At 32.9% G+C, this 23618-nt stretch carries 14 protein-coding genes, 2 tRNA genes and 3 pseudogenes; 16 read left to right on the top strand and 3 right to left on the bottom strand.

Annotation, left to right across the window (positions count from 1 at the left end; translation table 11 throughout):
- Positions 1-23: 23 nt before the first annotated feature.
- From eno to ispF, 4 genes are all read left to right on the top strand, one after another.
- Positions 24-1319 (top strand): phosphopyruvate hydratase, encoded by a 1296-nt coding sequence (gene eno, locus AB162_RS00885; RefSeq protein ID WP_053096667.1) that lies wholly within the window; start codon positions 24-26, stop codon positions 1317-1319.
- Positions 1320-2925: 1606 nt separating this feature from the next.
- Positions 2926-3201 (top strand): cell division protein FtsB, encoded by a 276-nt coding sequence (gene ftsB, locus AB162_RS00880; protein ID WP_053096665.1) that lies wholly within the window; start codon positions 2926-2928, stop codon positions 3199-3201.
- A 14-nt stretch (positions 3202-3215) separates the two neighbouring features.
- On the top strand, positions 3216-3944 hold the full coding sequence (ispD, locus tag AB162_RS00875) for a 2-C-methyl-D-erythritol 4-phosphate cytidylyltransferase (protein ID WP_053096662.1): 729 nt from the start codon (positions 3216-3218) through the stop codon (positions 3942-3944).
- A gap of 11 nt (positions 3945-3955) precedes the next feature.
- A complete protein-coding gene (ispF, locus tag AB162_RS00870) occupies positions 3956-4432 on the top strand; it encodes a 2-C-methyl-D-erythritol 2,4-cyclodiphosphate synthase (RefSeq protein ID WP_053096660.1) in 477 nt (158 codons plus the stop codon).
- Positions 4433-4770: 338 nt separating this feature from the next.
- Here the strand turns inward: ispF and mutS are convergent, their stop codons facing one another.
- Positions 4771-7353 carry a DNA mismatch repair protein MutS gene (gene mutS, locus AB162_RS00865; protein ID WP_260080649.1) on the bottom strand — a complete coding sequence of 861 codons (2583 nt, stop codon included), beginning with the start codon at positions 7351-7353 and terminating at the stop codon, positions 4771-4773.
- A gap of 1431 nt (positions 7354-8784) precedes the next feature.
- Here mutS and recA point away from each other — a divergent pair.
- The 11 genes and pseudogenes from recA (at position 8785) to rplS (ending at position 18770) form a co-directional block, all read left to right on the top strand.
- Positions 8785-9845 (top strand): annotated as a pseudogene (gene recA, locus AB162_RS00860) (recombinase RecA).
- A gap of 275 nt (positions 9846-10120) precedes the next feature.
- A complete protein-coding gene (gene alaS, locus AB162_RS00855) occupies positions 10121-12814 on the top strand; it encodes an alanine--tRNA ligase (protein WP_053097365.1) in 2694 nt (897 codons plus the stop codon).
- A gap of 183 nt (positions 12815-12997) precedes the next feature.
- On the top strand, positions 12998-13189 hold the full coding sequence (gene csrA, locus AB162_RS00850) for a carbon storage regulator CsrA (protein WP_053096658.1): 192 nt from the start codon (positions 12998-13000) through the stop codon (positions 13187-13189).
- Between the two features lie 206 nt (positions 13190-13395).
- Positions 13396-13485, top strand: a tRNA-Ser gene (locus AB162_RS00845).
- 20 nt (positions 13486-13505) lie between these two features.
- Positions 13506-13582 (top strand) — tRNA-Arg (locus AB162_RS00840).
- Positions 13583-13728: 146 nt separating this feature from the next.
- The gene (gene gshA / locus AB162_RS00835; RefSeq protein WP_053096656.1) at positions 13729-15309 is read left to right on the top strand and encodes a glutamate--cysteine ligase; all 1581 of its coding nucleotides are present in this window, start codon (positions 13729-13731) and stop codon (positions 15307-15309) included.
- A 25-nt stretch (positions 15310-15334) separates the two neighbouring features.
- A pseudogene (gene ffh, locus AB162_RS00830) lies at positions 15335-16694 on the top strand (signal recognition particle protein).
- Positions 16695-16793: 99 nt separating this feature from the next.
- A complete protein-coding gene (gene rpsP / locus AB162_RS00825; protein WP_053096654.1) occupies positions 16794-17033 on the top strand; it encodes a 30S ribosomal protein S16 in 240 nt (79 codons plus the stop codon).
- Between the two features lie 7 nt (positions 17034-17040).
- Positions 17041-17592: a ribosome maturation factor RimM gene (gene rimM / locus AB162_RS00820; RefSeq protein WP_053096651.1), complete on the top strand. Its 552-nt coding sequence runs from the start codon at positions 17041-17043 to the stop codon at positions 17590-17592.
- A 27-nt stretch (positions 17593-17619) separates the two neighbouring features.
- Positions 17620-18372: a tRNA (guanosine(37)-N1)-methyltransferase TrmD gene (gene trmD, locus AB162_RS00815; RefSeq protein WP_053096649.1), complete on the top strand. Its 753-nt coding sequence runs from the start codon at positions 17620-17622 to the stop codon at positions 18370-18372.
- A 20-nt stretch (positions 18373-18392) separates the two neighbouring features.
- Positions 18393-18770 carry a 50S ribosomal protein L19 gene (rplS, locus tag AB162_RS00810; protein WP_053097364.1) on the top strand — a complete coding sequence of 126 codons (378 nt, stop codon included), beginning with the start codon at positions 18393-18395 and terminating at the stop codon, positions 18768-18770.
- 2 nt (positions 18771-18772) lie between these two features.
- Here rplS and clpB read toward each other — a convergent pair whose 3' ends face one another.
- Positions 18773-21355 (bottom strand): ATP-dependent chaperone ClpB, encoded by a 2583-nt coding sequence (gene clpB, locus AB162_RS00805; RefSeq protein WP_053096647.1) that lies wholly within the window; start codon positions 21353-21355, stop codon positions 18773-18775.
- A gap of 73 nt (positions 21356-21428) precedes the next feature.
- Entirely contained in the window at positions 21429-22400 is a 972-nt protein-coding gene (rluD, locus tag AB162_RS00800) for a 23S rRNA pseudouridine(1911/1915/1917) synthase RluD (RefSeq protein WP_053096646.1), read from the bottom strand.
- A 91-nt stretch (positions 22401-22491) separates the two neighbouring features.
- Here rluD and bamD point away from each other — a divergent pair.
- Positions 22492-23255: pseudogene (gene bamD, locus AB162_RS00795) on the top strand (outer membrane protein assembly factor BamD).
- Positions 23256-23618: the final 363 nt, after the last annotated feature.

Raw genomic sequence — 23618 nt, 5'->3', positions numbered from 1 at the left:
AATATATATTTAAGGAAATCCTAATGTCAAAAATAGTTAAAATAGTTGGTCGTGAAATTATCGACTCTCGTGGAAATCCTACTGTTGAAGCTGAAGTTCATCTAGATAGTGGTTTCATTGGTCTAGCCTCTGTACCATCTGGTGCTTCTATAGGATCTTTAGAAGCACTAGAGTTGCGAGACTGTGATCCATTACGCTTTATGGGAAAAGGAGTAACTAAAGCAGTAAACTCTGTTAATGGTCCAATTGCTGCAACATTAATCGGTAAAAATGCTCAAAAGCAAAAATTAATAGATAACTGTATGATAGAGCTAGACGGGACAACAAATAAATGCAAATTAGGCGCTAATGCTATTCTTGCTGTATCACTAGCAGTAGCGAAAGCTGCAGCAGCTTCAAAGTACATGCCTATTTATGCTTATATTGCTGAACTCAACGGTACCACAGGTAAATTTTTGATGCCATTACCGATGATTAATATTATCAATGGAGGTAAGCATGCAAATAATAATATTGATATACAAGAGTTTATGATTATTCCAGTAAGCGCAAAAACTATCAAAGAAGCAATTAGAATGGGTTCTGAAGTGTTCCATCATTTAGCCTACGTACTTAAAACTAAAAATATGCAAACTGCAGTAGGCGACGAAGGTGGTTACGCGCCTAATTTAGGATCAAATACCGCTGCATTAGATGCTATCAAAATAGCAGTAGATAACTCTGGTTATATTTTAGGTAAAGATATTGCTTTAGCTATTGATTGCGCTGCTTCAGAACTATTTGATCCAGCTACCGGTAAATATTATCTAAAAGGAGAAGGAAAACAATTTACCTCACAAGAATTTACAGATTACCTTAAAGAGCTAACCACAAATTACCCAATAATTTCTATTGAAGATGGTCTCCACGAATCAGACTGGGACGGTTTTTTATACCATACAAAAGTATTAGGAGATAAAATTCAGTTAGTAGGCGATGACCTATTTGTTACCAGTACTAAAATGCTAAAAGTAGGTATCGAACAAGGCATAATGAACTCTATTCTTATTAAGTTAAACCAAGTTGGTTCTCTTACAGAAACTATAGAAGTCATCAACATGGCTAAGAATGCTGGTTATGCAACAATTATATCTCATCGTTCCGGTGAAACTGAAGATACTATTATCGCTGATTTAGCTGTGGGAATATCAGCCGGACAGATTAAAAGTGGTTCTATGAGCCGTTCAGACAGATTAGCTAAATATAATCAGCTTCTTCGCATAGAAGAAGAACTTGGTGAAAAAGCATTATTTAATAGTAGTTTTATGGCTATAAAATAAATAAAAATGAAATAGTTTAACTAACTTGATAACTTTCAGGCTGCGCTGCATAAATGCAGTACAGTAAAATATCAATACAATTGTTTATACGCTGCTGCTACAAGGCAATAAGGTTAAGGTTAATTAACTGTTTTTACTGATATTTTTATTAGTCGACTTATTCTTTTATTAGTAGACAACAATGCGGTATGGTAAGTTGTAGCTTGTGTGATACCACAAAGTATCCTTTGTATCTTAATGCTAAAGAAATAGTTTGTGCTAATAAGTAAATCATTATTAAAGTATATAATACTTATAATAAAAAACTACATTTAGTTGCCAGATATAAACTAGCAACTAGTGGGACGCAGAACATTATCTGTACGCCTAAAACCAACAGTATGGCCTAATATAATATAGTAAATTTAGTTTTAATTATGTATGTTTATGGGATCTTGCCTAAGAAATTAAAAACCTAGTAGCCGGTAAAAAAAATAATATCTACAAACTGGATAAGTTACGGCTAATAATTACAAAATTACGGTAAACCAAATTTATAGTAGTTCAAACTATTAGTTAAGCTGTGTATTGATAATACAACCTGTATAGCAGGCCATTAACTGGCGTTTATAGATAAAAATACATAAATACCACATTAATATTGCTGAACATAAACTTCGCTAAGTCAGTTGTTAAGTATTAATATCAAATAAGTATTAGTATAAAATATACTATATTACCACGATATACACAGCCAAAATTAAAAAATTAAGTAAATTTAGGTTTTGCCGTAATTTGTGCAAAACTCATTGTGCAGCAATTACTTCGATAGTGTGGTTTTATAATTATGTGATAAAGTGATCTAACTGATAAATAATAGGCTTACATACAGCTTTAATATTAGACAACTCAATAATATAACAAGTTTTATAATCGGATCTATATAATAAGCAGTAAACTAAATTTTACTAAAAATTAATTAAAATGTGGCCACCTTCCCAGCAGGTACATTGCATTTTGTAAGGTAAATAGTTTGCATCTTCAAAGGTAAAAATTTTAAATTAATAATTTTTATATATAATATTATTAATATAATATATGTTATTTTTAACCAAGTCAGTATATTGCTATATACTTAAAAAGTTAGGTACTGCTGCTAGTTATTAGTGTTCTGCGTAACAACAGCAACTAGGCTAGCTATATCCTAGCTTAATATAATTAATTTAGGTATAATAGTATATATTATATATTAAACACCATTTGTCGCAGGCTATTATGGAAACTGATATTTCATCTTAAAACTAACATAGCAAAAACATTAGGGACAAAAATAAATAAGCATTTTAGTCTAAATAATAATAGACTATAATCAAATCAGTAATAATTTACTGTATTTAAGCTATTAAGTAAGGCGTTATATTTTTGTAAGTAGTAGAAATGCTACTATTAGATACAGTATTATATACTTGGCTGGGTTATTCATTGTATTTATTAATAGTAATAATAGTAAGATGAATTCATCAGTGCTTAGCTTTTTACCTAGCTGCAATTCAGCTAGGTCCGTTAACTAGTTTTCCCTTTTTAAATAGTTAGTACCAACATTTCATGTTATAGGACGGACGTAAAAATAAAAACACTGCAGTTGCTATTAGTAGCACTACTTATCTGGCTGCAATATTCTCTTTGGCTAGGTAAACATGGTATTATTGCGCTAATAAGCCTAGATAGTAATATTGTTAATCAAAAAAAAAACGAAACACTTAGTCAACGTAATGCTAAGTTATTTGCTGAAGTTAGTGATTTATATGATGGTAAAGAGGCTGCTATAGAAGAAAGATCACGCAATGAACTAGATATGATTAAGCCAGGTGAGACTTTCTATCGTTTAGTCCCTATAAAATAATAATATAAGTAAGTATGACGTTATTTTCAGTAAAATTACCTAATGTAGTAGCAATTATACCTGCGGCTGGCATTGGTATTCGTATGCAACATTCATTTCCAAAGCAGTATATTAATATTGGAACAAAAACCATATTAGAGTATGCAATATCAGCACTATTACGTCAGCCTTGTATCAGTAAAATTATTGTTGCAATTAGTCCCAATGACCGTTGGTTTCATAAGTTACCTATTTCTTATGAAGCGCGTGTTATAGCTGTGCTAGGCGGTATTAACCGAGCAGATTCTGTTATGTTAGCACTACGCAATGTTAAGCATGATGTATCATGGGTATTAGTTCATGATGCAGTGCGTCCATGCTTACATCAAACAGATCTATTATATTTACTGAATACTGTTATTGTTGGTTCTAAAATAGGAGGAATATTAGCAAAACCTGTGCGCGACACTATAAAGCATGCTACTAGTAGTAGCAAAGGGACTGAACTAACTACTATAGATCATACTTTAGAGCGTACGCATTTGTGGCATGCTTTAACGCCACAGTTATTTATGTTTGAATTACTAAATAATTGTTTGAATAGAGCCATCAATGAAGGAGTATCTTTGACAGATGAGTCTTCTGCACTAGAATATTATGGATACAGACCTTTATTAGTACCTGGTAGAACCGATAATATTAAAGTAACTTGGCCAGAAGATATATCTTTAGCTAGATTTTATCTCTCTCAAGAGGAAGCATAGAGGAAGCATAAATGCGTATCGGTCATGGTTTTGATATACATAAATTTGGTGGAAAAGGTCAGCTAATTATTGGAGGTGTACGAATTCCCTATAAGCAAGGTGTACTATCTCATTCTAATGGTGACGTTGCATTGCATGCTGCTACTGACGCTTTACTTGGTGCAGCAGCTCTAGGAGATATCGGTAAAATATTTCCAGATAATAATATATTATTCAAAGGTGCTGATAGCCGTGAACTATTACGCGAAGCTTGGCGATATATTATTGCCAAAGGTTATCGGTTAGGTAATTTAGATCTTACTGTAATTACACAATTACCTAAAATTTCTGATTATATTCAGCAAATGCGCATTTATCTTGCAGAAGATCTATGTTGTTCTATAGATGATATCAACGTTAAAAGCTTACAACAACAGAAAAAATTAGGCTTCATAGGTCGTCTGGAGGGAATAGCCTGTGAAGCTGTAGCACTACTAATTAATAGGTAATTTAGCAGTACGTTTATATTATATTTTACTTATCTATTTTACTTAATTTATTACTTTTCAGAAATATAAGTAGTAAATCAATGTGTTGATATCTATTGCTTACGTGGACAAGCCATTATAGCAACCGCTAGTAGTGTATGCAGTAAATGATGATTACCTTAGTGCATATGCTAATCCAGATAACATACTTTTTGATTAACAAAAAGTAGTTAAAGTTGGACAAAAAATTGCTACTATTGGTAGTAGCGTAGCTAGCTAAGTTAAATTCTATTTTGCTATTAGTTATAAAGTAAAACCTATTAATCAGTTACTTTATTTGCCTAAAAGTGAATAATTAATTATGTTAATAATAGCATTTTTTTAATATTGTATAATACATTAAGTGCTTGAAGTGGAGATAAGCTGTCTGGATCTATGTTTTTAACAAACTCAATTAAGTTATTATTACATTTATTATGTTCAATCTGAGATACTACATGAACATTAGTATCAGACTTATTATAAATAATTTCTAATTGAGATAACTTTTTTCTTGCACTGTGTATCACTTTATTTGGTATCCCAGCTAAAACAGCGACTGATAAACCATAGCTTTTACTAGTAGTACCTTTCTGTAAACTATGCAAAAATACTATTGTATTATCATACTCTTTTGCGTCGAAATGTACATTTACAATACCATTTATTTTTTCAGATAGAGTAGACATCTCAAAATAATGCGTAGCAAACAAAGTCATTGCTTGAATGGTGTTAGCAAGGTGTTCTGCACAGGCCCAAGCCAGTGATAAACCATCATATGTAGATGTCCCACGACCAATCTCATCCATTAATACTAAACTATGGCAAGTCGCGTTATTTAGAATATTTGCTGTTTCAGTCATTTCTACCATAAATGTCGAACGACCCGAAGCTAGATCATCTGCTGCGCCTATACGAGTAAAAATACGATCAATAGGTCCTATTGTAGCCTGCGAAGCAGGTACAAAGCTACCAATATAGGATAATAAAACAATCAGTGCATTCTGGCGCAAATAAGTACTTTTACCACCCATGTTAGGTCCAGTGATAATAAGCATATTATATTTAGTTGATAATGATAAAGAATTATCTATAAATGGCTCGCTTATATACTTCTCTACTACAGGGTGTCGACCACCGATAATATCGATACCAGGTTTATCACTGATTAAAGGACATACATAATTTAGTGTATCAGCACGTTCTGCTAAGTTTGTTAAAACATCAAGTTCAGCTAAAGCAGCTGCGCTCTGCTGTAATTGAGCTACATGCGGAAATATTAAATCAATTACCTCATCATACAAAGTTTTTTCTAGTGATAATGCTTTAACTTTTGATGTCATCACTTTATCTTCATACTCTTTCAGCTCAGGAATAATATAACGTTCTGCATGTTTAAGAGTTTGCCTACGGATATAGCGTGCTGGGGCTAGATGACTCTGTCTACGGCTTATCTGAATGAAATAGCCATGTACAGCATTAAAGCCAACTGTTAGTGTATCTAGTCCGGTACTAGCACGCTCTATAATTTCCAGTCTATCTAAATAGTCTGTAGCATTATCAGATAAAAAACGTAATTTATCTAATTCTGCGCTGTATCCGGTTGCAATAACACCGCCATCACGCACCATTATTGGTGGGTATTCAACAATAGCACGCTCTAATAATAGTCGCAGATTATCGAAACTACCGATATTACTAATTAATTTTTTAATATGTTCACCAAGCAGCTGTTCTTTATTGAAACATAGTTTAATTTCTGGTAATTGCTGGAAAGCATGACGCATACGTACTAGATCACGAGGACGTGCAGATCTTAGTGCTAAACGCACTATTATTCGCTCTATATCGCCTATAGTGCGTAGCACTGGTTGTATATATTCAACTATATTTTGTAAATATTTTATACTTTCTTGACGATCTGTTATTATTTTAAGATTTCTAGTTGGTCTAGATAGCCAACGTTTTAGCATTCTACTGCCCATTGAAGTTACAGTATTATCTATAATATTAATGAGCGTGTTGTCTGCGCAGCCACTAAAATTCTTTGTTAGCTCAAGGTTTCGCATTGTAATAGCATCAATAATAACGTAGTCTTGTTGCTGTTCTAATATAACAGTACTAATATTGGGTAAATAAGTACACTGCTGTGTATCTTTTGCATATTGCAGTAGGCAACCAGCTGCACGTAGCGCCAAAGTCGTCTTTTCAATACCAAAACCATTTAAACTACTAGTTCCAAACTGTAGCATCAGTTGCTTACAAGCTGTTTCTAGTTCAAATGTCCATATTGGCCGACGTCGCAGACCACGACGGTTTTCAATAAGTACTAAATTATTTAGATTATCTGGATACAGTAGTTCAGATGGGTTAGTACGCTGTAATTCTGCAGCCATAGCATATAAATTGTTGTGTTCCGAAAGGATAAATTTACCTGAAGTCATATCCAAAGTTGCATAACCAAAACTATTTGATTCCTGCCATATAGCAGCAAGTAAATTATCCTGATGTTCATTTAGTAATGCTTCATCGATAACAGTACCAGGAGTAATAATACGTACAACACGACGTTCTAACAGCCCATTAGTAGTAGTTGTGGTAGCATCTCCAATTTGTTCACAAATTGCTACAGATTCGCCCAGTGCTACTAATTTAGCTAAATAACTTTCTACTGCATGATAAGGTACCCCAGCCATTGGAATTGGTTCACCAGCTGATGAGCCGCGTTTTGTTAAAGATATATTGATTAATTGTGATACCCGCTTAGCATCATCATAAAATAATTCATAAAAATCACCCATGCGGTAAAACAGTAAAATATCCTTATGCTTAGCTTTTAGCTTAAAATACTGCTGCATCATAGGAGTATGGTTAATTATAGTATTTTCTAATAATGTTTTCATATTTAATTAAATAAGATAATAATATATCTATTATAGGCAACTTTACTTAACTGCTATTAATAAATAATAGCTGCTAAAATAATTTTCTAGCAATTTTTGCTATCATTTCCCTAGCTAGTAAATAGCTTATGCCGTGTCGCCTGATGACTATTCATTAATACCAATAGCTCAAGCTGCTTTCAATGTAAACTGTACTGAAACAATAGCACAAAGCATTACAAAAACCTAAAAATGATCGATACATTATAAAAAAAATAAACATGCTAAAGGTAGGGTAAAAAATATTACGGCTGTCGAAAAATCAAGTATAGTATGATCTAATAATTACTCTTTGTTATAGTAGTTTTATTAATAGCAGCAACTAGTTAAGTTTTGCCTTTACGCAGCAAAATACAAAAAAAAAATTAATTTTTATAGGACAATAATTTAATTATAGAATTAGATTAATGATTGTTTAAAATATATAAAATACATTTTCTAATTAATAATCGTTTAAGTTGCAGCCGCTAATAACTAATTATAATTATCTGTGCTGATTGTTTATGTTTTCAATCATAAAAACTTTTTATAGTAGTGTTATCATAGTTGGTAAAAAGTACTACTTTAGATTCCATGATAGTATAGTATATATAATAATTTTGATGATCTTACTGCAGCATCATAACTTATACCGTAGTAGTAAATACCTGCTATAAGTCTCAGTCCATCTAAGCTTCATTCTATAAATTTGGCTACCTATATTAGCTACTAGCTGCTAGCGCATAACCAATACCTATCACTACTAGATATAAATATATAGTAGTGATAGGTATATAGGCATAAATTCCATCAATAAAAAATAATTATAGCTTGTTGGATAGAAAATAGTTTCTCTACTGCTTGTAAGTAACAAACTATAAAAATTAATCACAGTGCTATATTTATTTTTTTAATAATTATTATTGTAAAGAAAAAGTAACTATAGGCGTATGGCGTATAATGCTTATTAAATTATTAATCATTCTCATATATTTTACTATATGCATTTGACAAGATGTTGCTAAAGAATTTTATGTTATTCACCATTGCTTTTCGTTATACGTTATATATATCTACTGGGTATGAGGCACAACTAGCGAGTGAAAAACTTTTTTATTTATCAATAAATGTAATACAGATACAGCTAGAAAACAAATTGCGCTATACATCCATCATAAATAGTATCGATATTAGTTTATTAGTGTTTTGCTTGTTTGGGCTTATGGATAATATTAATAAAAAGTAGGGATTATGTTTTACGATAATAGCTATGTATATTTAGCCTCAGTACTCTGCTTTAGACAAATACAGTATAATTAGTAAAAATTACTTACTATTTACGTCTACTACATTTTGGGCGCATTGAAAAAAAGGTTCAAATGTTATTCCATGCTTCGCTTTATAGGAGTTAAAATGGCTATTGATGATAATAAAAAAAGGCGCTAGCAGCAGCATTGAGTCATATTGAAAAGCAATTCGGCAAAGGTTCAATAATGCGCCTAGGTGAAGATCGCTCCATGAATATAGAAACTATTTCCACAGGTTCGCTATCTCTTGATATTGCATTGGGCGCAGGTGGTTTACCTATGGGTCGTATTGTAGAAATATATGGACCAGAATCGTCAGGTAAAACAACATTAACGCTACAAGTAATAGCCACTGCACAGAAAGAAGGTAAAATATGCGCATTTATAGATGCTGAACATGCACTAGATCCCATTTATGCAAAAAAATTAGGGGTAGATATCGATAACCTACTGTGCTCACAACCAGATACAGGAGAACAGGCATTAGAAATATGTGACGTATTAACTAGATCTAGAGCAGTAGATGTAATTATCGTTGATTCAGTAGCTGCGTTAGCACCTAAGGCCGAGATAGAAGGAGAAATTGGAGATTCGCACGTTGGTCTAGCTGCGCGTATGATGAGCCAGGCAATGCGTAAACTAACTGGTAACCTAAAAAATGCTAATACTTTACTAATATTTATTAATCAAATTAGAATGAAGATAGGTGTTATGTTTGGTAATCTAGAAACTACTACTGGTGGTAACGCGCTAAAATTTTATTCTTCTGTTAGACTAGATATTCGACGTATAGGTTCTGTGAAAGAGGGAGATGTAGTTATTGGTAGTGAAACACGCGTAAAAGTAGTAAAAAATAAAGTTGCCGCGCCATTTAAACAGGCTGAATTTCAGATTAAATACGGCGAAGGAATAAATATTTACGGTGAACTAGTAGATTTAGGTGTAAAGAATAATATAATTGAAAAAGCAGGTTCTTGGTATAGTTATAATGGCGAAAAAATTGGACAGGGAAAGACTAACGTCTGTAACTTTCTAAAATATAATCAGCAACTTTCAGCAGAAATTAATAAAAAACTCAGAGAGATGTTACTGCATACTACAACAAGTACCGATACCGATAGTAAATTTTTATATGAAGAAGATAACTCCAAAGAACGCTATGAATAAATAAAATTATTTCAATCAAGCAGCATAGTACTAAATATTTTTTTTAGCTTATAGCAGAGTAATAAGCTATTTACCAAATTTTTTTTTCTTTTAACTAACTTTTAAGAAAATATTTTCTCGCGTATATTTAAGATTTATCAATATATTCTGTATAGATAATACATCATATCTAACATATCTACATTATTAGTTAAAATATTAGTATTTAACAAACAAATACTAATATTTTATATAAATAAAATTTATATATTTATCAGGATTATAATATAATTATGATTAATAATAGTACAGCTGATATTCGACAAAAGTTTCTTGATTTTTTTCATAGTAAAGGACATCAGATAGTAGCTAGCAGCTCACTAATATCTAATAATGATAATACTTTAATGTTTACTAACGCTGGAATGAATCAATTTAAAGATGTTTTCTTAGGTCTAGATACAAGATTATATCAGCGTGCTACCACTGCGCAACGCTGCGTACGGGCAGGTGGTAAGCATAATGATCTAGAACATGTTGGTTATACCACGCGTCACCATACTTTTTTTGAAATGTTAGGTAACTTCAGCTTTGGTGAATATTTTAAATATGACGCTATCCAGTTTGCATGGGAATTATTAACAGGAAAACATTTATTCAATATACCGAAAGAAAAACTATTGGTCACAGTCTATGCCACAGATAACGAAGCATATAACATATGGGCAAAAGATATAGGCATGCCGGCTGAACGTATAATTCGTATTAGTGATCACGAAGGTAGTAGTATTTATGATTCTGATAATTTTTGGCAAATGGGAGATATTGGCCCATGTGGCCCCTGTTCAGAAATTTTTTATGACCATGGCGACCATATTTTTGGTAGACCACCAGGTAGCCCAGGTAGCAAAGAAGAATCGGGTGATCGCTATATAGAAATTTGGAACCTAGTATTTGTACAATTTAATCGCCAGGCGGATGGCACCATGCTACCACTATCTAAACCTTCTGTTGATACTGGTATGGGTTTAGAGCGTATTGCAGCTGTACTACAGCAGGTAAATTCTAACTATGAAATTGATATATTCAGTCAACTAATTAAAGCCGCAGCAGAAGTAACATGTACTACTAATATATGTAGTACATCTCTACGCGTAATTGCAGATCATATTCGTTCGTGCGCCTTCTTAATTAGTGAAGGAATAGTTCCATCTAAAGATGGACGCGGTTATGTATTACGCCATATTATCCGCCGTGCAATAAGACATGGCTATATTTTAGGGGCAACACATCCATTTTTTTATAAATTAGTAACCCCGCTGATTGAAATCATGGGTAACGCTGCTGAGCAGTTACAAAGAAATAAGAATATGATAGAGCTTGTACTGCGCAATGAAGAGGAACAATTTTCACATACTTTAGAGCGCGGATTGTCTATATTAGAACATGAGCTAGCTCATATTAATTCAGATACTATGGACGGAGCAACTGCTTTTCGTCTTTATGATACTTATGGTTTTCCGCTATATCTTACCGTTGATGTTTGTCGTGAACGTAATATTAACGTAGATCAAGAAGGTTTTAAAAAAGCAATGGAGGTACAACGCAAACGTGCTAGAGAAACAAGCAGTTTTATTGGTTATAATCATAATAATCAATATAGCAGCATGCTAAATATTGCATATTGTACAAATTTTTTAGGTTATGAGAACGTTACGTATCATAATAGCAAAATTATGGCTTTATTCTGCGATGGTAAGCCAGTAGAAGTAATAGATTCTATTAATAATAATAACAATTTAAATTCAATTGTAATACTAAATGAAACGCCATTTTATGGCGAATCAGGCGGTCAAATAGGTGATAGCGGGGAACTTAAGTCAGATACTGGTATTTTTAAAGTATTTGATACAAAGAAATATGGTCAGTCTTTTTGTCATATAGGTACGCTAAGCTATGGAAAATTAAGTATAGGGGATAAAGTAATAGCTTATGTTAATAAAGCACGCCGCACCTGTATTAGTTTAAATCACTCTGCTACTCATTTACTGCAATCAGCATTACGCAATGTACTAGAAAACAATGTAGAACAAAGAGGATCTATAGTAAAAGACAAGTATCTGCGCTTTGACTTCTCCCATAATAAAGCTCTGGAAAATGAGCAAATACGTATAGTAGAAGAGATAGTAAATAAACATATACGTAGTAATTTAATAATTAACACAACAAATATGTCTATAGATGCAGCGCGCCAAAAAGGTTACCTATTAGTATTAGGAGAGCAATACCACCAGTCTAAAGTTAGAGTATTAAGTATAGGTAATGTTTCTACTGAATTATGTTGCGGAACTCATGCTAGCCGTACTGGTGATATTGGTTTATTCTTAATTTTATCAGAATCAGGTATTGCTGCAGGAATTCGACGTATCGAAGCAGTTACTGGTGAAGCAGCGCTAGCGTGCTTACATCAGCAAAAACATTTATTACAAAGCATATCACAACAACTATTGAAAAATGATGGCCCTAACTTAATAGAAAAGGTACGATCTTTGAAAGATCGTACAAAAAAATTAGAACAACAGCTAAATCATATCAATAATCAACAGGTAGTACAGGAAATAGCTAAATTAAGCAGCAAAATACGTAAAATAAATGGTGCACAGGTAATAGTTAGCCAACTAGAAAACATAGATCAAAAAATACTACGTACTATTGTAGAAAATATGAAGAATAAGTTAGGCTCAGCGGTAATAATTCTTGCGAATATTTCGGAGATGAAAGCTAATTTGATAGCTGGGGTTACTGGTAATTTAACTAATAGTATTAAAGCTAAAGATATTATAAGTACCTTAACTCAGAAGGTTGGCGGTAAAGGCGGAGGTAGCCCAGAAATTGCTTATGCTTGTTGCAGTGATATTACCGCTATTCCAGCTGCTTTGTCCCATATTACAATTATGATTACAGAAAAACTGTTAACTAAAAATGTTTAATATAATTTTTTCTTTATATCAAAGAACATCAAGGTAAAAGCTAAGCAAATAATATCTACTAAAATAATAATAGAAAGTACTGAGTACTTTTTAATGATATTTTATATAAAATAAAGTACTTTCATAATAAAAATAGCGGGATACTGAAAGACCCGACTCTTTTAATAAAGGAGCAAAGAAAGCATGCTTATTCTGACTCGTAGAGTTGGTGAAACCCTCATGATTGGTGATGAGGTAACGGTTACTGTTTTAGGCGTTAAAGGCAACCAAGTACGTATCGGTGTTAATGCTCCTAAAGAAGTTTCTGTGCACCGTGAAGAAATATACCAGCGTATTAAATTTGAACAATCACAACAGACTACTACTATTTACTGATAGTATATTATTTATGCGCCTTGCTATACTATAGGTAAGGCGTAACAGCAATAAAACCATACAAATATCTATTATGCTCCTAATAATTTGAAATAAAGTTGATCTTAACTTTTTAAATAGGTAAAAAATGGTTTGACTTATTATGCTTAGAAAGTAATATATGCGCCATGTAGCTACTAAGCTGCTAGCAGTTTATTTTACTTTTAGGTGAGGTGGCCGAGAGGTTGAAGGCGCTCCCCTGCTAAGGGAGTATATAGTAAAAAACTGTATCGAGGGTTCGAATCCCTCCCTCGCCGCAACTAAAAAAACTAATAATGCATCCGTAGCTCAGCTGGATAGAGTACTCGGCTACGAACCGAGCGGTCGGAGGTTCGAATCCTTCCGGATGCACCATTCCTACATTAACATTATTATCAAATGAGAAAATAACTAACCAAGTTTATGTTTATTTAATGCAAATAATATATTTATATTTTAACATCTAAGCTTAATGATGTTAAAAACCCAACTAACTGATAACTTACTGGAGGTTAGTTAAGTTGATTCCGCACGTCTCATCAGAGGCACTTTTATGTATAGAATCTAATCCTGAGGTTTTACAGGGTATTTGTCGTGGTGTAGAGCGTGAAACGCTACGTATTAATCATACTACAGGAAATTTAGCACATACACCTCATCCTAAACAGCTAGGTGCTGCACTGACCCACAAGTTGATTACTACGGATTTTTCTGAAGCGTTACTAGAATTTATAACACCAGTCTCCCATGATATTAATCATATGCTAACTTTATTACGAGATATCCATCGCCATGTCTCACGCAATCTTTGCGATGAATTGATGTGGCCTATGAGTATGCCATGCTTTATCGATAGTCAAGAATATATTGAACTAGCGCAATACGGTAGTTCTAACTTAGGCAGAATGAAGACTTTATATCGTGAAGGGCTAAAAAATCGTTACAGCGCTCTGATGCAGATCATATCAGGAGTACATTATAATTTTTCTTTCCCTCTAGCTTTTTGGCAGGTTTATACTGGCATTAGTGATATTGATAGCTGGGAAGGTAAAGAAGTTATCTCTGCTGGTTATTTAGGACTTATACGTAATTATTATCGTTTTGGTTGGATTATTCCATATTTATTTGGGGCATCTCCGGGCATTTGTAAATCTTTTATTAATAATAGACAAACTGACCTAAAATTTAAAAAATCAACATCTGGTTTTATTTACTTACCTTATGCTACCTCACTAAGGTTAAGTAATTTAGGATATACTAATCAATCACAAAAAAATATAGATATAAATTTTAATAGCCTAAATGATTATGTTATTAGTTTAAAGCTAGCGATACAAACACCATATATTGATTACAAACGTATTGGTTTAAAAAAAAATGGACGTTACCTACAACTAAATACTAACTTATTACAAATTGAAAATGAACTTTACGTACCAATTAGACCTAAGCGAGTTACTAAAAAAGAAGAATCTCCTTCTGATGCTTTATTACGTGGAGGAATTGAATATATTGAGGTAAGATCTTTAGATATTAATCCATTCTCACCAGTAGGTTTAGATGATGAGCAGGTGAGATTGTTAGATTTATTTTTAATTTGGTGCACTTTAGCTGATGCACCACCAATGAGTAATAATGAGTTACTTTATACCAGTATTAATTGGAATAAAGTTATTCTAGAAGGACGTAAACCAGGGCTACAGCTAGTCGTTGATTGCGGAAAAAGTAAACAATCTTTATCGACTATAGGAAAATTATTATTTAGTTCTTTACGTAAAATAGCAAAAATTATAGATAGTACTAATGGTAATATTAAATATCAGCTGATATGTGACAAACTTATGAAAAGTATTATTCAGCCTGAATTTACTATTTCTGCTCGTATGTTAAAAGAAATGAAACAGTATGGTATTAATGGTTTTGGACGTTTGCTAGCTAACAAGTACTTTAAAATGCTAAGTCAAGAACAATTAGAAATATTATCAGAATCTTTTTTTGCAGAAGAGAAAGCTAGATCTTGGCAACGTCAATTAGAATTAGAAGCTGCCGATTTACTTAGTTTTGATGATTTTTTGGCAAAAAAAAATAACTTGATTAACTAAATGATATTTTAAAAAAAATATGAATATATTTAAATATTTATCAGATAAATTATCAAATGCATTACGTAATGTAAGCGACCAGGGACGCCTAACAGAAGTTAATATTAAAGAAACTTTACGTGAAGTGCGCATGGCATTACTTGAAGCAGATGTAGCATTGCAAGTAGTACAAGACTTTATTAGTAGGGTAAAAGATAAGGCCTTAAGTAATAAAGTTAATAATAGCCTCACTCCTGGACAAGAGTTTATTAAAATTGTGCGCATTGAGCTAGTAAATGCCATAGGAAATAATAATAACTATCTAAATCTATCTACTCAACCACCAGCAGTAGTCTTAATAGTTGGTCAACAGGGAGTTGGTAAAACTACTAGTGTTGGAAAACTAGGTAAATATTTACGTGATACAAATAATAAAAAAGTTCTATCAGTATCAGCTGATATTTACCGACCATCTGCTATCAAACAATTATCAATATTGACACATCAAGCAGGCATAGATTTTTTTTCTTCTCAAACCTATCAGAAACCAGTGGATATTGTTAATCAAGCTCTAATACAAGCAAAAAAAAATTTTTATGACGTATTATTAGTAGATACTGCTGGTAGGCTACATATTAATGATTTCATGATGAATGAAATAATAAGTATCCATGCAGCGATTAAACCAGTGGAAACTTTATTTGTGGTAGACGCAATGACTGGTCAGGATATAGCTAAGTCAGCTAAAGTTTTTAATAGAGTATTACCAATAACTGGTGTTATTCTGACTAAAGTAGATGGTAACGCGCGCTGCGGTGCCGCACTATCTATTAGGTATCTTACCGGAAAACCTATTAAATTCCTGAGCTTAGGAGAAAAACTAGACACTTTTGAACAATTCTACCCTGATCGTTTAGTTGATCGCATCCTTGGTATGGGCGACGTATTATCACTTATTGAAAATATAGAACGTAAGGTTGATAGCGTACAAGCTAACAAGCTAGTTAGTAAGTTAAATCATGGTGACAGTTTTGATATGCTAGATTTTCTTAACCAAATTAAGCAAATTCGTAATATTGGTGGTATGGCTAGTATGATCAATAAATTACCAGGAATGAGTAAACTACCAGATTCATTAAAGTTGCAAATGCATGATAATAAAATTCTAGTACGGATGGAGGCTATTATTTCTTCAATGACAGCTCAAGAACGTAGCAAACCAGAAATTATTAAAGGTTCGCGTAAGCGACGTATTGCAGCCGGTTCTGGTATGCAGGTCCAGGATGTTAACCGTCTGTTAAAACAGTTTGAAGAACTACAACGTATGATTAAGCAGATGAAGAACATGAAAAAAAGATGGAATAGTAAAAATGATGCGTAGAATGATGCCGTCTGGATTACTATAAAGTTAATGTAACTAGTAATAATTGCATTATAATCTTAAAAAGATTATTATATTTTTAGAGAGATGTTATTTTAAAATACAAATAGGATTATGTTAAGTTATGGTAACAATTCGCTTGGCACGTGGCGGAGCTAAAAAACGCCCATTTTATCAAATAATAGTAACCGATAATCATAATGCGCGTGATGGTCGCTTTATTGAAAGGGTTGGTTTTTTTAATCCGCTGGCTACTGGGCAAGCGGAAAATATACGTTTTGATATGAATAGAATTTCATATTGGCTTAGTCAGGGTGCCCAATTATCAAAAAGAGTTGCTGTACTTATCAAAAAAAATAAATAAACTAATAATGAGTACTGTCGTTCCTATTAATCCTATAGTATTAGGTAAAATCAGCGTAGTCTATGGTATTAGAGGTTGGCTTAAGATTATTTCATTTACTCAATCTGCTAACAGTATTTTTGATTACCAACCATGGTTTATTAATATTAGTAGTACAGGTGGTACATGGCAAAAGATTACTATAGATGACTGGAAGTATCATAATAATACTATTATTATTAAGAGTAATAGTATTAACAATAGAGAAGAAGCAAAACCATTTACTAATTGTCAAATTATAGTTGAAGCTTCACAGTTACCAAATCTTGCTAACGGTGAATACTACTGGAAAGATATTATTGGGTGCACAATAGAGACGTTGAATGGTGATCAACTGGGAACAGTGATTAATTTAATAGAAACTGGCTCAAATGATGTTATGGTAGTAAAAACTAATTTAAAAAAATATTTTTCTAAAAAAAATGATTTACTAATCCCATTCCTTTATGGTCAGGTAATTAAAACAGTAGATCTGACAAATCGTATTATTAAAGTTAACTGGGATCAAAAATGTTTTTAATATTTACTTGACTCCAGGAATAATCTAATGTGGATCGGCTTAATAAGCCTATTACCAGAAATGTTCCGTGCCATTACTGATTATGGAGTAACCGGACGAGCAGTAAAAAATGGTTTACTACATGTGCAGTGCTGGAGTCCACGTGACTTTTCGAATAATAAGCATAGAACCGTCGATGATCGTCCTTATGGCGGTGGATCAGGAATGTTATTAATGATGCAACCCTTACGGGATGCTATTAATGAAGCTAAATATCAGGCAGGAAAAAGAGTTAAAGTTATTTATCTTTCCCCTCAGGGACGAAAATTAGATCAAAAAGGAGTATATGAGCTAGCTTCATATATGAAGTTAATTTTTGTATGTGGTCGTTATAAAGGTATTGATGAGCGTTTAATGGCAAAAGAAATTGATGAAGAGTGGTCTATAGGTGATTATGTAATTAGTGGCGGAGAGTTAGCCGCCATGATAATCATAGATTCAATTACTAGATTGATCCCAGGAGTACTTAGTCACGATACTTCAGCTAGAGAGGACTCATTTGCAGACGGATTACTTGATTGTCCGCATTATACTCGTCCGGAATTATTAGATAGTAGACAAGTTCCTAAAGTTTTATTATCTGGTAATCATGCTGAGATTAGGAGATGGCGTATAAAACAGTCTTTGGGCCGTACTTGGCTTAGAAGACCTGAAATGTTAGTTAATTTATCTCTAACTGATGAGCAAGTAATATTACTAACTGAATTTAAGCATGAATATCAACATAAATGTAAATGTTAATCATAGGTCAGGTCAATATTGTGAATAAAATTATTCTAGATATAGAACAAGAGCAGATTAAGAAAATACCATATTTTCGCCCAGGTGATTCAGTTGAAGTTAAGGTGTGGATTTTTGAAGGTAGCAAAAAACGTTTACAATCATTTGAAGGTATTATTATTGCTATCAGGAACAGAGGTTTAAATTCTTCATTTACTGTGCGTAAAATTTCCCACGGGGAAGGAGTGGAGCGTATATTCCAGATTCATTCCCCGATAGTGAGTAGTATTACAGTAAAACGTTGTGGTTTAGTTCGTAAGGCTAAATTATATTACCTGCGTGAACGTACCGGTAAGTCTGCGCGTATTAAAGAACGTATAACAACAACTACTACTAAACATAAACATAATATGACTTAGGTCTACTGATGAGCTATAATATTATTTTCTCTAGAAATAGAGAATTTTATTGGTTTACCTATTTGTAATTTGCCTGCAAGAATTTGCATTGATAATGGGTTAGCTATTTTCTGCTGTATAGTTCTTTTTAATTGCCGCGCGCCGTAAACCGGATCAAAACCTATTTGACCTAAATATGATAGTATTTCTTCGCTGATAGTAATGAAGATACCCTGTTCTTCCAAACGTTTAGAAAGAATGTTTAGCTGTATCTGTGCAATTTGCATAATATGTTCATGGTCTAGCGGATGAAACACAACAATATCGTCTATACGATTAATAAATTCAGGTCTAAAATGATGACTAACAACATCCAAAACTAGATTTTTTATTTTCTGGTAATTAAGTTGACTGAAACGTTCATGAATAATATCTGACCCTAGGTTTGATGTCATAATGACTATTGTATTACGGAAATTAACAGTACGTCCATGACCATCAGTTAACCTTCCATCTTCTAGTACTTGCAGTAAAATATTAAAAACGTCATGATGAGCTTTCTCTATTTCGTCCAGTAGAATAACTGAGTAAGGTCTACGGCGTACTGTCTCGGTAAGATAACCCCCTTCTTCATAACCAATATATCCTGGAGGAGCACCTATTATACGTGATACTGAATGTTTTTCCATAAACTCAGACATATCAATACGTACGATTGCTGTATCGCTATTAAAAAGAAAATTAGCTAGAGCTTTACATAGCTCTGTCTTTCCTACTCCAGTAGGACCTAGGAACATAAAAGAACCAACTGGCCTATTAGGATCTGAAATTCCAGTTTTACTCCTGCGTATCGCGTTAGAAATAGCTTCTACTGCTTCATTCTGGCCTACTACTTTTTTATGTAGATCTTGTTCTATTCTAAGAAGTTTCACTCGCTCGCTTTCTAACATTCGCAATACTGGGATACCTGTCCAACGTGACAATACTTCAGCTATTTCAATATCTGTAACTTTGTTACGTAATAAACTAATATTTTTTTCTTCAGATTGCGATACTACCGCTAATTTTTTTTCTAGCTCAGGAATTTTTCCATATTGTAGTTCGGACATTCTTGCTAAATCTCCGATACGACGTGCCTGCTCTAGATATATTTTATTTTGTTCTAGTTCTTTTTTTAGCTGTTGGGTACCAGATAAGGAAGATTTCTCAGTTTTCCATTTATATTCAAGTTCAGAGTACTCGCATTCTTTTTTTTCTAGCTCTTCATTAATAATAGCTAGACGTTTAAGGCTAGCATCATCTGTTTCTTTATTTAGTGCCTGTTGTTCAAGCTTCAACTGAATAATTCTTCGCTCTAGTAGATCTAATTTTTCAGGTTTAGAATCAATCTGCATACGAATACTGGATGCTGCCTCATCGATCAGGTCAATGGCTTTATCTGGTAATTGTCTATCTGCTATATAGCGATTAGATAACATAGCTGCGGCTACTATAGCAGGATCTGTAATTTGTACGTTGTGATGTAACTCATATCTCTCTTTTAGACCACGTAGAATAGCAATAGTGCTTTCCACAGAAGGCTCAACAACTAATACTTTCTGAAAACGCCTTTCCAAAGCAGCATCTTTCTCAATAAAGGAACGATACTCATTCAATGTAGTAGCGCCAACGCAATGTAATTCACCACGGGAAAGTGCTGGTTTTAGCATGTTACTGGCATCCAGAGCACCATCAGTTTTACCTGCTCCGACTATAGTATGTAATTCGTCAATGAATAAAATTATATCACCTTCTTGTGTTGATAGATCTTTTAGTAAGCTTTTTAGCCTTTCTTCGAATTCACCGCGGTACTTTGCACCAGCTATTAGTGATCCCATGTCTAGCGACAGTACCTTATTATTTTTAAGTAATTCAGGAACTTCACCATTTACTATACGCTGGGCCAGTCCTTCTACGATAGCTGTTTTACCAACCCCTGGTTCTCCTATTAGTACTGGATTATTTTTGGTGCGTCGCTGCAACACTTGGATAGTACGTCGTATTTCTTCGTCACGGCCTATTACAGGATCTAATTTTCCTTGTTCAGCGCGCTCAGTAAGATTAATAGTAAATTTTTTTAGTGCTTGACGCTGTTGTTCTGCATCTATATCTGTGACTTTCTGACCACTACGAATTTTTTCTATTGCTTGGTTAATTGATATTATCGTTGCCCCATATTTTTTTAGTAGGTCTGCTAAGATACCATGCGACTCAATCGATGCTAGAATAAATAGCTCAGATGAAATAAAACTATCAAAACGTTTTTGAGCCAGTTGTTCACATCTATTCAATAGACTTAACAAATCTTGCGATGGTTGTATACTATTACTAGTAGTACTACTATGTATTTTTGGTAAATTTTTATATTGTTGGTCAACAACTACCTTCAATTTTGAAGTATTCACACCAGCATATTTTAGTAACTGACATACTGTTCCATCTTCTTTGTTAAGAAAAATTACCATTAAATGTAAAGGTTCAAAGAATTTATTTGATTGCCTAATAGCTAATGACTGAGCTTCTAGAATTACTAATTGAAATTCATTGGTAAAACTATCCAAACGCATAATGCCTCCAAGACTTGTCAAAATAGCTATATATAATAATATGCTGCTATATTATTTTTTTAAGTTCATGATCCTATAAAGGATTCTGCATATCAGCTTTTAGCGCATAAACAAGCTCCAACATATCCTGTGGCAACGCTGCATGCCATTCCATCTCTATATTAGTAATAGGATGATTAAGTCTTAGCATAGTTGCATGTAATGCCTGACGATCGAATATACTCCAAATTTTTTTTTCTATTTCTATTTTTTTACCTGTACATTTCAATTGATACTTTCTGTAACTATACAACTTATCACCTACTAAAGGGTGATTTATATAAGCCATATGTACGCGAATCTGATGGGTACGACCGGTTTCTAACCTTAAACGTAGCCTAGTGTGTGCACGAAAATGCTCAATAATACGGTAGTGCGTGACCGCAGGTTTACCAATACAATTGACTGTCATATGAGTACGTTTTATGGCATGTCGTGCAATAGGCTGTGCTACTGTGCCTCCTGCAGTCATTGTCCCAATGGTAATAGCTTCATATTCACGGGTAATATTTCTAGTCTTTAATAAATCTACTAATCTAGTATATGCAGTTAATGTTTTAGCGATAATCATTAAACCTGTAGTATCCTTGTCTAACCTATGGACGATACCAGCACGTGGCAACTTAACAATAGGAGGATAATAATAAAGTAAAGCATTAAGAATAGTACCATCAACATGACCAGCACCAGAATGCACAACTATATTTTTTTGTTTGTTGATTACAATAATGTATTCATCTTCATACACAATATTTAACTTAATGTTTTGAGCTTGCAAGTACTGTGGATCTTCTTTTACTAACAATAATTCAATGGTTTCTCCACCAATAATCTTTTGTTTTGGTACTACATTTACCTGACCATTGACCATCACGTGTCCATTTAATATCCAGCTTTTAATTTTTGAGCGCGAATAATTAGAGAATAATTTTACCATAACTTTATCTAAACGCTGCGCTAATGGTTGATGATTAACCTTTACCATTAGGTAACTTTTTTGCGCCATATTAAAATCTCTTAATTAAAGTTAGGTTGTTACAATAAAATAATTTAAAATGCGGTGTTATAAGATATAGTTCTTATTCGGCAAGATAAAAATGTTAAGAACACTAAAACAATTAATAATCAGTATTAACAATTTATTGTTTATCACCATAAGCCTAATACTGGTTGCTTGTTCTCACAACAGATCTAATGTTTACGATAAACTTCAAGAAGAAATTTATCAATCAGCCCGGCATAAACTACAGGGTGGTCACTACAAGGACGCAATTAAACAATTAGAAACATTAGATCATTATTATACTTTAGGTAACTATACGCAACAGGTACAGCTAGATTTAATCTACGCATATTATAAAATATATAAACTAAAAAATTCAAAAAAAATTATTGATAGTTTTTTATTGAATTATCCTACACATCCTAACATTGACTATGTGCTCTACATGCTGGGTCTCATTGAGATGGCGATAGATGACAGATTATTGCTAAAATTATTATGTGTTAATGACTATGAACGAGATCCAGGACATGCTCGTGCTGCTTTTGATAATTTTAAAAAAATTATTTATAATTTTCCAAATAGCAAGTATGCTATATACGCTATCAAACGTTTAATTTATCTAAAACACAGATTAGCTAAGCATGAACTTTATTTAGTGAAATATTATTCAAATATAGGAGCTTATATAGCTGTTGTCAACAGAGTTGATAACATGCTAAGTAATTTTCCTGATACTAATTATACATACAAAGCTTTACCGTATATGGAAAATGCTTATAAAAACTGCAACTAAACAGTCAGGCAGAAAAAGTCGCGAAAATTATTGCTTTAAATGCCAATAATATAAATAACTAATAACAATTATTAGTAACTATCACATTAGTTACCATATAACTAAAATAACCTATACCTATACAAAATAAGTTACTTATTACTAGGTATTAGTCGAAACGTAGCGCATTATTAATAGCAGGAGCAGTGATGGATAGAGCAAATAATAATATAAAATGGTTTTTTAAATCAACTAACTTGCATTAATTATACTTAATAATCTACTAGGATATAGATATTATTGAACAAATCAATGAATAGTATTTTATATATAATTAGTAAAATTTATACGCGCATTGCATTATAATAGTATCTAGAAAAAGAGATATTTGTGATAGGATCAATGATTAGTCTAATCATCCAGCAAATAAAAATTTTTAATTATAA

It is taken from the genome of Candidatus Palibaumannia cicadellinicola (assembly GCF_001269425.1).
In the GTDB taxonomy this organism is placed as follows: domain Bacteria; phylum Pseudomonadota; class Gammaproteobacteria; order Enterobacterales; family Enterobacteriaceae; genus Baumannia; species Baumannia cicadellinicola_A.
Note: the sequence above shows the minus strand (reverse complement) of the source record. Positions and strands in the feature narration are given on the sequence as shown.

Coding starts and splice junctions, on each gene's coding strand:
- eno (WP_053096667.1), top strand. CDS start 24: ATGTCAAAAATAGTTAAAATAGTTGGTCGTGAAATTATCGACTCTCGT.
- ispD (WP_053096662.1), top strand. CDS start 3,216: ATGACGTTATTTTCAGTAAAATTACCTAATGTAGTAGCAATTATACCT.
- ispF (WP_053096660.1), top strand. CDS start 3,956: ATGCGTATCGGTCATGGTTTTGATATACATAAATTTGGTGGAAAAGGT.
- mutS (WP_260080649.1), bottom strand. CDS start 7,353: ATGAAAACATTATTAGAAAATACTATAATTAACCATACTCCTATGATG.
- csrA (WP_053096658.1), top strand. CDS start 12,998: ATGCTTATTCTGACTCGTAGAGTTGGTGAAACCCTCATGATTGGTGAT.
- rpsP (WP_053096654.1), top strand. CDS start 16,794: ATGGTAACAATTCGCTTGGCACGTGGCGGAGCTAAAAAACGCCCATTT.
- rimM (WP_053096651.1), top strand. CDS start 17,041: ATGAGTACTGTCGTTCCTATTAATCCTATAGTATTAGGTAAAATCAGC.
- trmD (WP_053096649.1), top strand. CDS start 17,620: ATGTGGATCGGCTTAATAAGCCTATTACCAGAAATGTTCCGTGCCATT.
- clpB (WP_053096647.1), bottom strand. CDS start 21,355: ATGCGTTTGGATAGTTTTACCAATGAATTTCAATTAGTAATTCTAGAA.
- rluD (WP_053096646.1), bottom strand. CDS start 22,400: ATGGCGCAAAAAAGTTACCTAATGGTAAAGGTTAATCATCAACCATTA.